Source organism: Paraburkholderia denitrificans (assembly GCF_042655705.1).
GTDB classification, from domain to species: Bacteria; Pseudomonadota; Gammaproteobacteria; order Burkholderiales; family Burkholderiaceae; genus Paraburkholderia; species Paraburkholderia denitrificans.
In genome coordinates, this window is record NZ_JBHSMP010000026.1 from 1 (window position 1) to 13,610 (window position 13,610).

Here is a 13,610-nt window from a genome sequence, read left to right on the forward strand (position 1 = left end):
TCGAGGATCGGCACGAGCACCTGGCCCGCGCGCCGGCTCTTGGCCGCGAGCGTGCCGTACACGAGCGTGAACGCGAGCGAGGCGACCATCGCCGCGAGCATGCGCAGGGTGGTGCGCATGGCGTACTCGGGCAGCATCGCCGGATCGAGCGAGATGGCCTGGGTCTTGAGCGCGGACATCGGCGCCATCGTCTCGTGAAAGCCGATCGCCGCCATCGCGATCAGGCAGATGATCAGCGGAAACGCGACGAAGTCCCAGCGGTTGGGCAGCACCCGCCACGCCGAAGCGTTGGCCGTGCGGTTCAGGTTGAAGCCGAACTCCATTACTGGCCTCCCGTGCCGGTTGTACGGGTACTACGCTGGACGCCGCGTGCGCGCGTTGCACACTTCGTCGCTTGCATTGAGCAGTTGAACTGGATCATGTTGAAGCACTGACAAACTGGATGATGTGCAGGGCCCGGCACGCCCTGGCGCGCCGGATCGGCCGGTCAGACCCGAAACACGCGTGCGGACAGATCACGCCAGCGCGCAGCGAGGCCGGACAGACGGCTCAACGTTGAAGCCGGCGCGCACTGGCTGGCGCCAGGCACATCGGTGGGAAGTACGGTGCAAACGCATTGCTGCGGTTGCGGCAGATGCGGCAGAAGAAGGCCGAAGTTCATGCTGGATCTCCTCGCGTCCATGAGGACGCCGTTATGAGGAAAGCCAGCAGACCGGCTGGGCGCGGTGCGCACAGCGGCTCACGTCTGCTCGCTTTCCTCCGGGAATATCGAAAGGAAGCGGCATAACGGATAACTGTCACTGTCGGACATCAGAACTCCTTATTGCGCGGCGACGCACGAGCGACGCCTGTAGCGGCGCGCGTGCCGCGCCTGAGGGGCAGGGCAAACGCGCTGTACCGCGAACACAGACGGTTCACGGCGCGATATCGGCCACACGCACAGCCACGCGCGGCGCGAATGAACGCGAGCGGCGCCTGGATGACGCGAACAAGGATGCACGAGGATTTACTGCTGGACGCGCACCATCTGCCTGCTGGCAAGACGGCGGCTAGAGAAAGGGAGCGCGGACGTCCTGCCGGTCAGGCAGCGAAACTCTTCGAAGATCGACAACTGCTACTGTCCAAGGCGTCAGCCCCTTTTGTTGAGACGGGCGAATTTTAGTCACGCCGCCTGCCGGAAGTCAACACGATTCGCTGGCGGCGTCAATTCTCGTGCCAATGTCGCCACAGCGCGGCCCGGCGGCAAGCGGCGCGATCCAGGGGACACAACCCCACAACAACTCAAGCCTGCTTGCGTTTGGCCGCCTGGCCCGTCTCGCCCATGCCCATCTGCTCGAGCCGCTCACTCGCCTCCGTGAGCGCCCAGAGCGGCGCGAACTGCAGTTGCAGATCGTAGACCGTCACGATCGCCGCCAGCGCCTCAGCCTCCGCGGCGTCGAGCCGCCAGTTGCCGTCCGCGCGTCCGCGCTCGAAGCAGGCGAGCAGCGCCGCGTCCGCGTCGCGCACCTGCGCCTGCGTGAGCGCGCCGTACCCGGCGTTGACGATCGACATCGCCAGCACGTGCGTATGCAGCATCGCCTGGGCGTCGTGAGCGGTGCCGCCGCCGCGCAGCGCCGCGAGCGCGAGGTGCACCTGGAGCGCGAGATCGTTTGCGCAGGCGCGCGGCATCGGAAGCAGCATTGCCTTGTTGCGGCGGACATGGGCCGCGTGGGCCTGCTGGGGAAATGGAATGGTCTTGGCCATGGAGCACAAAAGAAACGGTTCTTGTGCAATAACGGCAGGCCGCGCCAAAGGTTGAGCGGCGCATTGTCCCGTGTGTGTAACTAACCGTAACGATCACCCCTGCGGGAACAACCTTTCAATTTCCTTCAGCCGGTTCATGGCCGCGCCGGGATGCGGCGAACGCCTCGACGTGGCGGATCGCCTGCTCGCACTGTTCGAGCGTCAGATGGTGGATCGACGGATTGGGCAGCTCGAAGCCAAGCGCTTGCGCAAGCCAGCGCATGGCCTTGCCGCGCGCTTCGAAGGCGTTCACGCCATCGCGCCGCACCTTGGCCGCGACGAGCGGCTCGAGTGCATCGTGCAGACGGCTCTTCGCATCGCGCAGCGCGGCGTTCGCAAGACGCCCAAGCGGAACATTGCGCGTGCTGCGCGCCGGCACGCCGATCCACGCCTCACAGGCCGTACAGACCCAGAGCGTGCCGTGGTCGTCGCGATACGGATACGCCTCGTCGCCAAAACGCGCGAGCAGCGCCTTCGCGCCGCAGTAGTCGCACAGCGGCTGGGGCAGCGCCTTTACGGGACGGCCTACACGCATCGAACGCTCCTGACCGCCCCGATGGGCGGTGACATGAAATGGGTGAACGCGGCTACCTGCGATCCGGATTCGACGGCCTGCGGCGCGGGGAAGCCGCCGCCGCCCGCAGTACGCACGTCAGCACGTCACCGCCTCAGCGCTTCACGAGTTCCGTGAGGGCCTCGATCTCCGACGCGCAGGCCGCCGCCGCACGCGCTTCGATCTCGCGATAGAGCCGGATGATTTCGTCGCCGACGGGCGTGAGCATGCTGCCGCCGCCGCTCTGGCCGCCGTGCTCGGAAATCGTCGCAGGCGACTTGAGCGAGCGGTTCAGTTCGTCCATCAGCAGCCAGGCGCGGCGATAGGACATGTTGAGGCTGCGTGCCGCTGCCGAAATCGAACCGTGCTCGCGCACCGCCTCCAGCAGCGAAACCTTGCCGGGACCCAGCGCAATCGTGCCGCCGTGAAGAATGCGCATGCGAAAACGCACTTCGGGATCGCCTGACACCGGCTGGATTGTCTGGCCGGTTTCGGTCGGCGCCGAAGCGGGCGTCCCGGCGGATGGGCGATCTTTGGCGGTGCTGGTCATGCGCGCAAGCATACACGATGCGCTTCGGGCCGATTGGGCCGATCCGGTGAAACCGCCCGCTCCGGAAAGCGCGCGTTACGCGTCGACGCCGATGATCACGCTCGACGCCTTGAATAGCGCCGCAGCCGCTTTGCCTGCCGCGAGGCCGAGGTGATCGACGCTCTCGTTGGTGATGATCGCCGCGATCGACGCGCCGCCCGGCGCTGCGATCACGACTTCTGCATTGACGGCGCCCTTCGTGACCGATGCGACCGTGCCCGCCACGACATTGCGCGTGGAAACGCGGGTAGCGTCGCCATCGACCATCACGATCACCGACGACGCCTTCACCAGCGCGAACGCCGGCTTGCCCGCCGCGAGGCCGAGCGCAGCGGCGCTGCCATGCGTGATGATCGCGACGATGTCGAGCCCGCCGTCGGTACGCAGCGTGACTTCGTCGTTGACGGCGCCGGCCTTGACTGCGCTGATCTGACCGGTGAAGTGATTACGGGCGCTCGTACGCATAAAGATCTCCATGGCGTGCAATCGCAATGTGCACGCCGACAATGAATGGAGCCCCAGTGTACCCGGGCGCACACCACGCGCCCAGACGCGACGAATGGACTAGTCCATTCGGACGGGTACATGGAATTGCAAGTCCAGCGTAATATATTGCGGTTTATAACGGTACGGGGAAACAAGCATGATCCGCAAACTGATTGCCTCGGTTGTCGTGTTGACCGGTGTGCTCGGCGCGAGCGCCAGCGCGTTCGCCGCCGACGCAAGCGACGTCAACGTGCTGTACGCCGGTTCGCTCGTGAACCTGATGGAGAAGGACGTCGGGCCCGCGTTCGAGAAGGAAACGGGCCTACGCTTCAAGGGCTATGCGGCCGGTTCCAGCAAGATCGCCAACGAGATCAAAGGCAAGCTGCGCCGCGGCGACGTGTTCATCAGCGCGAGCCCGAAGGTCAACACGAGTCTGATGGGTGACCAGAACGGCAATCACGTCTCGTGGTACGTCAACTTCGCCGAATCGCCGCTGCTGATCGGCTATAGCCCGAAGAGCCGTTTCGCCGCCGACTTCAAGACGAAGCGGTGGGACCAGGTGCTCCGCGAGCCGGGCCTGCGCCTCGGGCGCACCGATCCGAAGCTCGATCCGAAGGGCGCATTTACCGTCGAACTCATGACGAAGGCCGCACAGGTCTATAACCAGCCGGATCTCGTCGAGAAGACGCTCGGCGCGCCGGAAAATCCCGAGCAGGTCCTGCCGGAAGAAACGCTCGTCGGCCGCCTGCAGTCGGGCCAGCTCGACGCGGGCTTCTTCTACTCGACCGAAACGTCCGACCTCAAGATTCCGTCGATCCACCCCGCGCCCGAGCTGAAGATCAAGGCGAACTACACGCTCACGATCCTCAACGACGCGCCCAACCAGGCGGGCGCCGCGCGCTTCGTCAACTTCCTGCTCAGCGCCGAAGGCCGCAAGCTGCTCGCCGAGCATGGCGTCGACGTGACGAAGCCCGCCGTGCAGGGCAGCACCCAGGCGATTGCGCCGTCGGTTCAGGCCGTGATCGACGCCGCGCAACCATAGTCGAGAAGCAACAACCGTGAAGCAACAGCTGTGAAGCAACCCGCGGCCCGGCCGCTCCTGTGGCTCGGCGCACTGCTCGCCGTTTATCTCTGCGCGCCGTTCGTCGCCAGCATCCCCCAGATCGGCCAGGCCGACTGGGCCGGGGTCGACTGGCGCGCGACGTGGTCCGCCGTGGCCGTGTCGGTGACGAGCGCGAGTGTCGCCGCGCTCGTCATCCTCGCGGGCGGCGTGCCGCTCGGCTACTGGCTCGCACGCTCGCGCTCGCGCGCCGTCGCGCTGCTCGGCTTCGTCGTGCAGTTGCCCCTTGCATTGCCGCCGCTCACGAGCGGCGTGCTGCTGCTGTTTCTGGTCGGTCCGTATAGCACCATTGGCCAGCTCTTCGGCGGCAGGATCACCGATTCCTTCACGGGCATCGTCCTCGCGGAAACCTTCGTTGCCGCGCCGTTCCTGATCGTCGCGGCGCGCTCGGCGTTCGCCGCCGTCGATCCCGTCTACGACGACGTCGCCGCCACGCTCGGTCATCACGCCATGAGCCGCTTCTTTCGCGTGACGCTGCCCATCGTCTGGCCCGCCATTCGCGCTGGGCTCGCGCTCGCGTGGCTGCGCGCGTTCGGCGAGTTCGGCGCGACCATGATGGTCGCCTATCATCCGTATTCGCTGCCGGTCTACACCTACGTCGTGTTCGGCGGCCAGGGGCTGCCCGCGATGATGCCGCTCCTGTTGCCGACGCTCGCCATCGCGATCGTCTGCGCCGTGCTCTCGGTCTACGCGCGCGGCCCGCACGTCGCGCATACCGCGCCCGCCGAGAACGGCGACGAGCCCGCGAGCTTCGCCAGCGCAGCGCCTGCCCGGGCCGTTACCGGCCTTCGGCTTGCCTTCGACGCGCAGCGGCGCCTCGGCGCATTCAGCCTCGACATCACATGGCGGCCGCAGACCCGCCGTCTCGCCATCATCGGACCGTCCGGTTCGGGCAAATCGCTCGCGCTGCGCATCATCGCGGGGCTCGACCACAACGACACGGGTTCGGTCATGCTCGGCGACGCCAATCTCGGCGCACTGCCGCCCGAGCGGCGGCCGATCGGTTACATGCCGCAGGACTACGGCCTTTTTCCGCACATGACGGTCGCGCAGCAACTGGCGTTTCCGGTCGGCGCCGATGCCGCGAGCGCGCGCTACTGGCTCGCGCATCTCGGCCTCGATACGCTGACGGCGCGTCTGCCGCACGCGCTGTCGTTCGGCCAGCGCCAGCGCGTCGCGCTCGCGCGCGCGCTCACGCGGCACAGTCAACTGCTGCTCTTCGACGAGCCGTTCGCCGCGCTCGACACGCCGCGCCGTCGCCGCCTGCAGCAATCGCTGCGCGCGCTGCAGCGCGAGATCGACGCGGTGACCATCATCGTCACGCACGATCCCGACGAAGCCGCGCTGCTCGCGGACGAAGTGCTCATCATCGAACACGGCCGCGTGCTGCAGGCTGGCCCCGTGAACGACGTGTTCCGGCGGCCGGCATCGCTACGCGTGGCCGAGCTGCTCGGATTGCATAACGTCGGCGAAGGCGTCGTGCGCGCCGCCGGTGAAATCGAAACCGCGAAGGGCCTGCGCCTGCCGTACGCCGGTACGCCGTTCGCGCCCGGCACGCGCGTGATGTGGCGGGTCGCGCCGCGCGCGCTGCGCGCCACGCCCGAAGGCGCGTGGACCGGCATGCCAGCCGGTCATGCACTTCGGCACGGCGACCGCTACGTGACGATCGAAATGGGCGGCGAAGCGTTCGATATTGCCGCCGAGGATGCACCGTGTACGAACGATGGTGTGCAGCGCTTCTCGATCGAGCGCGAGGGGGTTTCAGTGTGGGCCGCGCCGCACTCCTGAAAAGGCTCACCTTTCGCGCGTTCGGTATTGGTGTTCGCGCGTGCCGAACGTGCCGCCCAGGCGCTATTTCGACAACTTTCGCGCGGCCCGGAGCGCACATTCGCTTTGCTCCCGAAAACGCTCACCTTGGAACGGCCGGCGCCTTCGCACAACCTTCGCGCAACGAATCGCCGCGTTGCACCAGTGTTCGAGCAATTTTGTGTTCGTCAAACCTGGGATTGCCAGGAAATATTGCCTGCGCCTGTTTCAGCCGATTCGGGTGCTCACGGCTCCCGAAAATGCTCACCGTTCGCGTGAGTGTTGCGCCGCGCCGCTCAGATCATGAAACGGCTATCCTCGTCGAACACGGTGGGCAGCGGCACGAGATCGGTGCGCGCGAAACGAATCAGCGAAAACGCCCGCTCGCCCAGCGGACTCGCGGGTAGCCGCGCGAGCGGAAAGACGATTTCGGCGCTGTCCTGCGAGGCGCCTGCCTCGATCACCACGTTCATCGCATTCAGCCGGATTCGCTTCATCTCGACGTTCGTGTGCCGTGCCGGATGACCGAGCACATCGCAGATGACGTCGAGGTCGCGTGCGAGCGCATCGGTCTGCAGGCCGAGCGCATCCAGTGCGCGCGCGTTGGCCTCGATCTCGGTCTCCAGTCCGATGCGTTGCGCCGCATTCGCCGATGCGCGCTCACCGAGCATCTTGTGCGTGCCTGCGCCCTGGCGCGTCAGTAACTGCAACCGTGTCTTCAACAGCGCGCGGTCCTGCAAAAGCGCATCGCGACGCGACTCGTCGGCGCCGATCTGCGCGAGACCTTCGAGCGCAATCTGCTCGACCACGCGCTGCACGATCTGCTCGCGCAAATCGTCTTCCGACTCGCCGCAAAGGCGCACCTGATGATCGTCGAAACTCAGTGTCGTGCGCGCGACGTCGGCGTGCACCACGTCGCCGATCTGCTCGACACCGAACACGCGGCGCTCGCTCATCGCCATACTGAGCACGGCGTAGGTCTCGCGCGCGAGCGGATGGTTGTCGAACCACACGTGCATTTCCGGCGAGCGGCTGAGAATATGCGCGACCTCGTCAGGCGCCGCGAAAAACGCGTGAATATACGGGTCGTCGAGCCAGGCGGCGGCGTTTGCCACGCGTGCGTGCGGCAACTCGTTCACCAGGCCGCTCACGTAATCGAGCGAGCAGGCCAGCACAGGCGTGACACGCTCCTGAAAACCCTCCGCGAGCTTTAGCGCCGGGCTCAACACCATCAAACGCTCGATCAACGCGCTAATCCGAGGCGTGACCGGTATCGCCTTGGGTCGCGGCCGCCATAGTCTGTCGAGAATGCTCATTTCACGACTCCGGTGCGAACCGCGCAGGCGCGCGGCTGGAATCGGGTGCTGCATGCGATCTTTTTGGATCGTCGCGAAACACCCCCTGCTGCATCGCAGCGCAAATCACTATAGCGCGAATTCGCGTGCGGGCAGGTTTAAGGTGTTTGACGTGCTTTAGGTGATTCAGGTGCTCATCCCGAACAAGCTCACCATTGCACACGCCACACAAACCCGCGGCTCCCGGATTAGCTCACCATTCGTTTCAATGGGTTTTTATTTTTTCAATTTTCCTGGCATTGCCATTTAAATGATTCGACAACATGTTTCACCGCGAATAACGCCACCTGCAGCGCGTTAAAGACCGAGGTCGCTGAGCCCCGGATGATCGTCGGGACGGCGGCCGAGCGGCCAGTGAAAGCGACGGTCCTTTTCCAGAATCGGCAGGTCGTTGATGGAGGCAAAGCGGCGTGCCATCAGGCCGTTCTCGTCGAATTCCCAATTCTCGTTGCCGTAAGAGCGGAACCAGTTGCCGGAATCGTCATGAGACTCGTAAGCAAATCGCACCGCGATACGGTTTTCCGTCACCGCCCACAGTTCCTTGATGAGACGGTAATCGAGTTCGCGCGCCCACTTGCGCGAGAGAAATTCGACAATCGCCTCGCGGCCCGTGACGAATTCCGCGCGATTGCGCCACACGCTTTGCGGCGTATAGGCCAGCGAAACGCGCTTCGGGTCGCGCGAATTCCACGCGTCCTCGGCCGCGCGCACCTTCAGGATGGCGGTTTCCCGCGTGAACGGCGGCAGCGGCGGGCGAACCTCAACGGCATCAGTCATGTTTTTTCTCCGGAGAACGCGCGGTGCGCCGGGCAGGCGGCCGCGACGGGTGACGACTGCGCAAAGCGCTGGCGCCAACCAGCGCTTCGAGCAGGGACTTTGCGGCGGTGCGCGCGTCGAGCGCAGCATCGGCGTCGCCGCTCACGAGCGCGACGCCGATTGCACCGTCGATCAGGATCAACCACTGGCGCGCGAGCCGTGCGGCATGGCGGCGATCGATGCCGTGCGCGGCCACAAGCGCGTCGCATTGCTCGCGCACGAAGGCGAGCAGGCGCGCCTTATGCTCGCGTGCGATGAGCCGGACGGGATCGTCAGCCGACGCGGTCTCGCCCGACGCATTCAGGAACGCGCAACCGTGAAAGCCTTCGGCCATAAACCAGTCGCGCAGAACGTCGAACATGCCGATCAGCCGTGTTCGCGGCGTGTGTCCGCGCTTGAGCGTGCCGTCCACGAACCAGCGCATCCAGCGCTCGTCGCGACGCGTCAGCACGGCGGCAACGAGCGCGTCCTTCGACCCGAACCAGGTGTAGAAGCTCTTGCGCGCAGCGTCGGCCTCGCGAACAATCGCGTCGACGCCGGTCGCATGAATGCCGCCGGTATAAATCAGCGCTTCGGCTGCGTCGAGCAAACGCTCGCGGGCATCGGGCTGCGGCGCGGTGGCCGTGCTCATGCTGGAATCTCCGTGACGGTGCTGAAGGTCCGTACCCGACCTTGAGATTTGCATCGACTGAGAACGATCGTTCTCCACGGCGAGAATGTAGAACGATCGTTCTCCGGGGTCAAGCAAAAAACCGGTGGAGCGTGTGAACACCCTGGAATAGATGATCGCCCCGACGCGTTAATATCGAGGCACCATGCGGATATAAGTCATGAACGGAAGAGGCGTTACCAGCTTGAAGCGGCGGACCTGGTTTGCGGCGCTCGGCGCGGCATGCCTCATGTTTGCGTGCACGCCGCTGCGTGTGGTCACGCACAGCGTGAACACCGCCGCAGCGGATGTGCCTGCAGGACACTACGTACTCGACCCGCACCACTGGAGCGTGGTGTTCGACGTCGATCACCTGCATTATTCTCGCTTCGTGATGCGCTTTGACCGCGTCACGGCGCAACTCGACTGGCGAGCGGGCGGGCTGAACAGCGCGACGGTCGAAGCGACCATCGACGCAGCGAGCCTCGACACGAACGACCCGCAACTGGACCAGCAGGTGAAAGGCGCGCAGATGCTGGACGTGGCGCGCTTTCCGCAGATCCGCTTCGTCAGTACCCGTTTCGAGCAGACCGGCGACTCGCGCGGCACGCTCACCGGCAATCTGACGATTCGCGGCATCACGCAGCCGGTCACACTCGATGTGACCTTCAACGGCTACGCGCCGAATCCGCTCACGAAGCAGCCGACCGTGGGCTTCGCCGCGACTGGCCGGTTCAGCCGCGCGAAGTTCGGGCTGTCGACGTGGTATCCCGCGGTCGGCGACGATATCGGCGTGCGCATCGAAGCCGAATTCGAACAGCCCGCCCCGGCGAACTGAATCCCGGGGCCGTAGCGGCGTTTATCGGGTCCAGTCGAGAATGACTTTGCCACTATTGCCGGAGAGCATCGCAGCAAAACCTTTTTCGTAATCATCCACGCCAAAGCGGTGCGTGATGATCGGCGAAAGATCGAGTCCGCTTTGCAGCATGGCGACCATCTTGTACCAGGTCTCGAACATCTCGCGGCCGTAAATACCCTTGATTTCAAGGCCCTTGAAGATCACCTGATTCCAGTCGATCGCGGTCTGCGCCGGCGGAATGCCGAGCAGCGCAACCTTGCCGCCGTGATTCATCGATTCGAGCAATGCCGTGAACGCGCTCGGCACACCCGACATTTCGAGGCCCACGTCGAAGCCCTCGGTCATGTGCAGGTCGCTCATCACGTCGTGCAACGATTCGCGCGCAACGTTCACCGCGCGCGTCGCGCCCATCTTGCGGGCGAGTTCGAGACGGTAGTCGTTGACGTCGGTGATCACGACGTTGCGCGCGCCCACATGCCGCGCGATCGCGGCGGCCATGATGCCGATCGGGCCCGCGCCGGTAATCAGCACGTCCTCGCCGACGAGGTTGAACGAGAGCGCGGTGTGCGTCGCGTTGCCGAACGGATCGAAGATTGCAGCGAGATCGTCGGAGATCTCGGGCGGAATCTTGAACGCGTTAAAGGCCGGAATCACGAGATATTCGGCGAACGCACCTTCGCGGTTCACGCCCACACCCACCGTATTGCGGCACAAATGCCGGCGTCCCGCGCGGCAGTTGCGACAAAAACCACAGGTGATGTGGCCTTCGCCGGAAACACGGTCGCCAATCTGGAAGCCGCGCACCTCCTGGCCCATTTCGACGATTTCGCCGACGTATTCATGGCCGACATGCATCGGCACAGGAATGGTCTTCTGGGCCCAGTCGTCCCATTTCCAGATGTGAACGTCGGTGCCGCAAATTGCCGTGCGATGAATCTTGATCATCACATCGTTGTGGCCGACTTCGGGCTTCGGTACATCGGTCAGCGTGAGACCGGTTGCGCGTTCAAGTTTTGCGAGTGCTTTCATTTTGCCCAGAATACCTTGCTAAATACGTTGCTAAATGACGCCGAGGGACTTGCCCACGCGCGCGAACGCGCTCACCGCGCGTTCGATCTGTTCAGGTGTATGTGCGGCGCTCATCTGCGTGCGAATGCGCGCGCGGCCCTTCGGCACTACCGGATAGGAAAAGCCGATCACGTACACGCCTTCGTGCAAAAGCGCATCGGCCATCTTCGAGGCAACCTGTGCGTCGCCGAGCATCACCGGAATGATCGGGTGCTCGCCCGGCACCAACGTGAAACCGAGCGCGCTCATCTCACGGCGAAATTGCGCGCCGTTCGCCCGCACGCGTGCGCGCAATTGCGCGCCTTCTTCGCTCGCGACCAGTTCGAGCACCTTGAGCGAGGCCGCCGCGATGCTCGGCGTGAGCGTGTTCGAAAAGAGATACGGGCGCGAGCGCTGGCGCAGCAATTCGACGACTTCCTTCTTCGCCGCGATATAGCCGCCCGACGCGCCGCCAAGCGCCTTGCCGAGCGTGCCCGTAATGATGTCCACGCGGTTCGCGACGCCGCAGTGCTCGGGCGTGCCGCGGCCATGTTCGCCGATGAAACCCACCGCGTGCGAGTCGTCGACCATCACGAGCGCGTCGTAGCGGTCGGCGAGATCGCAGATGCCTTTGAGGTCGGCGATGATGCCGTCCATCGAAAACACGCCGTCGGTTGCGATCAGCTTGTAGCGCGCGCCCGCTTCGTCGGCCTCGCGCAGTTTCGCTTCGAGATCGGCGAGATCGTTGTTCTTGTAACGATAGCGGCGCGCCTTCGACAGCCGGACGCCGTCGATGATGCTCGCATGATTGAGTTCGTCGCTGATGATGGCGTCTTCTTCGCCCAGCAACGTTTCGAACAGACCACCATTCGCGTCGAAACAGCTCGAATAGAGAATACAGTCCTCGGTCTGCAAGAACTGCGCGAGCGCAGCTTCAAGCGATTTGTGCACCGTCTGCGTGCCGCAGATGAAACGCACCGACGCCATGCCGAAGCCGTCGCGATCGAGACCATCCTTGGCCGCTGCGATGAGGCGCGCGTCGTCGGCAAGACCCAGATAGTTGTTCGCGCAAAAATTCAGCACGCCGGTGCCATCGGCGAGACGGATATCCGACGATTGCGGCGTCGCGATCACGCGCTCGCTTTTGTAGAAACCATCGGCGCGAATCTGGTCGAGCGTCGCGCGCAGATGCGCAAGGTAGGGGGTTCGCATAAGTCGTGCTCCTGTCCGGGCGGGCCGCGGCCTGCCGCAGTTTGTTATAGTCGCCGTTAGCCTTTCGGGAAATATTCGTTTTTCCGAACGTAAATTCGAGATATCGAACAAACTCTAAACGATGGGGCAGCAAATGGCAAGCACCCGCAAACCACGCACGCCGGGCACCGCGACACCGCGAGGCGCGTCGGCGCACGCCGTTGCGGCCGCGCCGGCCGGTTCGCCCGTTACGCCGCCGCGTGTCGGCGAGCAGATCCAGCGGCTGCGCAACGAGCGCAGCATGACCCTCGACGACCTGTCGCGCGCGGCTGGCGTCTCGAAGTCCATGCTATCGGAAATCGAACGCGACAAAGCGAACCCGACCATTGCCGTGGCCTGGCGGCTCACGAACGCGCTGGGCGTAAAACTCGATTCGCTGTTTACCGCGTCGAAGACACCGGAAGCCATCACCGTCGCGGGTCCGCACGACATCCCGACACTGCATGGGCACGACGCGGGGTACCAGTTGCGCGTCTGGGGGCCGATCGAGCTTGCGGGCCACTTCGAATGGTATGAACTGACGTTGAAACCGGGCGGCGCGCTGGTTTCAGGCGCGCATGAGCCGGGCACACGCGAGCACCTGACGGTACTGCAGGGAACCATCGACATTGAAGCCGCGGGCACGGCACAACGCCTGAAGTCCGCGGATACGGCGCGCTACATCGCCGATCAGCCGCACGCAATCCGCAACGCTGGCAAGGGCGAAGCGCGCGCGCTGCTTGTCGTCATCCACGGCTGAGTGCGTGAGGGGCTGCATCGCCGCGTCGACTACTGTATATTTATACAGTCATTGATCGACTGGAGCCGCCATGCAGACCCCTGACGAGCCGAAACTAGCCGCCTTACGCTTTCAGACAGCCGCGCGCGATCTTGAGCAGATCGTGCGTAACATCGCGCAGCGGTATATCGCACAGCAGGTTCCGCTCACGTGGCGGCTGCTGCATGCAATCGAGGCCGAAGCGCTTGCGGATCTTGGATTCGCGAGCCGGCACGACGCAATCATGCTCGGGCTCTTTCAGCGTCCGGGCGAACTCGCTTATCCGGAAACCGACGATCCGGCCGATTTCGGGCGCTCGGACGCGTTGCCCGCTGTGTTCGCCTTTGCGGTGGCCGCTTACGAACGCGCAACGCAAAGTAGCGGGGAAGCGCAGTCGCAGATACCGAAACAACGTCCGCTCCAGCGGCGGATACGTGCCTGGGGCGGCTAGCGGCTTTTACCGGTGATGCCGATGGTGCCGGTGGTGCCAGTCATCCCGAACACACGTCGGCAATAAATCTCCCGATCCATTCGACCTGC

14 protein-coding genes and 1 pseudogene are annotated in these 13,610 nt (G+C 64.5%); 5 read left to right on the forward strand and 10 right to left on the reverse strand.

What is annotated here, in order from left to right:
* The 5 genes and pseudogenes from ACFPTO_RS19205 to ACFPTO_RS19225 all read right to left on the reverse strand — a co-directional run.
* Nucleotides 1-323, reverse strand: a pseudogene (locus tag ACFPTO_RS19205) (sulfonate ABC transporter permease); the annotation flags it as partial.
* Nucleotides 324-1,281: 958 nt separating this feature from the next.
* On the reverse strand, nt 1,282-1,743 hold the full coding sequence (locus ACFPTO_RS19210) for a hypothetical protein (RefSeq protein ID WP_198108128.1): 462 nt from the start codon (nt 1,741-1,743) through the stop codon (nt 1,282-1,284).
* 115 nt (nt 1,744-1,858) lie between these two features.
* On the reverse strand, nt 1,859-2,317 hold the full coding sequence (locus tag ACFPTO_RS19215; protein WP_377713771.1) for a zinc-finger-containing protein: 459 nt from the start codon (nt 2,315-2,317) through the stop codon (nt 1,859-1,861).
* Between the two features lie 133 nt (nt 2,318-2,450).
* On the reverse strand, nt 2,451-2,885 hold the full coding sequence (locus ACFPTO_RS19220; RefSeq protein WP_377713773.1) for a winged helix-turn-helix domain-containing protein: 435 nt from the start codon (nt 2,883-2,885) through the stop codon (nt 2,451-2,453).
* Between the two features lie 75 nt (nt 2,886-2,960).
* A complete protein-coding gene (locus ACFPTO_RS19225) occupies nt 2,961-3,389 on the reverse strand; it encodes a TOBE domain-containing protein (protein ID WP_377713775.1) in 429 nt (142 codons plus the stop codon).
* Nucleotides 3,390-3,567: 178 nt separating this feature from the next.
* On the opposite strand from ACFPTO_RS19225, the gene ACFPTO_RS19230 reads away from it, so the two are divergent.
* On the forward strand, nt 3,568-4,452 hold the full coding sequence (locus ACFPTO_RS19230) for an extracellular solute-binding protein (protein ID WP_377713777.1): 885 nt from the start codon (nt 3,568-3,570) through the stop codon (nt 4,450-4,452).
* Between the two features lie 30 nt (nt 4,453-4,482).
* Nucleotides 4,483-6,318, forward strand: a complete 1,836-nt coding sequence (locus ACFPTO_RS19235) for an ABC transporter ATP-binding protein/permease (protein ID WP_377713779.1) — start codon at nt 4,483-4,485, stop codon at nt 6,316-6,318.
* Nucleotides 6,319-6,632: 314 nt separating this feature from the next.
* On the opposite strand, the gene ACFPTO_RS19240 is transcribed toward ACFPTO_RS19235, so the two are convergent.
* From ACFPTO_RS19240 to ACFPTO_RS19250, 3 genes are all read right to left on the reverse strand, one after another.
* Nucleotides 6,633-7,583 carry a hypothetical protein gene (locus ACFPTO_RS19240; RefSeq protein WP_377713781.1) on the reverse strand — a complete coding sequence of 317 codons (951 nt, stop codon included), beginning with the start codon at nt 7,581-7,583 and terminating at the stop codon, nt 6,633-6,635.
* Nucleotides 7,584-7,988: 405 nt separating this feature from the next.
* Nucleotides 7,989-8,468, reverse strand: a complete 480-nt coding sequence (locus ACFPTO_RS19245; protein ID WP_377713783.1) for a nuclear transport factor 2 family protein — start codon at nt 8,466-8,468, stop codon at nt 7,989-7,991.
* Nucleotides 8,461-9,138 carry a TetR/AcrR family transcriptional regulator gene (locus ACFPTO_RS19250; RefSeq protein ID WP_377713785.1) on the reverse strand — a complete coding sequence of 226 codons (678 nt, stop codon included), beginning with the start codon at nt 9,136-9,138 and terminating at the stop codon, nt 8,461-8,463. Before ACFPTO_RS19250 ends, ACFPTO_RS19245 begins: the two co-directional genes overlap by 8 nt.
* 199 nt (nt 9,139-9,337) lie before the next feature.
* Between ACFPTO_RS19250 and ACFPTO_RS19255 the strand changes: the two genes are divergently transcribed.
* The gene (locus tag ACFPTO_RS19255) at nt 9,338-9,994 is read left to right on the forward strand and encodes a YceI family protein (RefSeq protein WP_377713787.1); all 657 of its coding nucleotides are present in this window, start codon (nt 9,338-9,340) and stop codon (nt 9,992-9,994) included.
* Between the two features lie 21 nt (nt 9,995-10,015).
* Here ACFPTO_RS19255 and tdh read toward each other — a convergent pair whose 3' ends face one another.
* Both tdh and ACFPTO_RS19265 read right to left on the reverse strand, forming a co-directional pair.
* A complete protein-coding gene (tdh, locus tag ACFPTO_RS19260; protein WP_377713789.1) occupies nt 10,016-11,044 on the reverse strand; it encodes an L-threonine 3-dehydrogenase in 1,029 nt (342 codons plus the stop codon).
* A 30-nt stretch (nt 11,045-11,074) separates the two neighbouring features.
* Nucleotides 11,075-12,274, reverse strand: a complete 1,200-nt coding sequence (locus tag ACFPTO_RS19265; RefSeq protein ID WP_377713791.1) for a glycine C-acetyltransferase — start codon at nt 12,272-12,274, stop codon at nt 11,075-11,077.
* A gap of 121 nt (nt 12,275-12,395) precedes the next feature.
* Here ACFPTO_RS19265 and ACFPTO_RS19270 point away from each other — a divergent pair, with 121 nt between their 5' ends.
* Together ACFPTO_RS19270 and ACFPTO_RS19275 are read left to right on the forward strand one after the other, a co-directional pair.
* On the forward strand, nt 12,396-13,052 hold the full coding sequence (locus ACFPTO_RS19270) for a helix-turn-helix domain-containing protein (RefSeq protein WP_377713793.1): 657 nt from the start codon (nt 12,396-12,398) through the stop codon (nt 13,050-13,052).
* Between the two features lie 70 nt (nt 13,053-13,122).
* Entirely contained in the window at nt 13,123-13,521 is a 399-nt protein-coding gene (locus tag ACFPTO_RS19275) for a DUF2471 family protein (protein ID WP_377713795.1), read from the forward strand.
* The last annotated feature ends 89 nt before the right edge of the window (nt 13,522-13,610 follow it).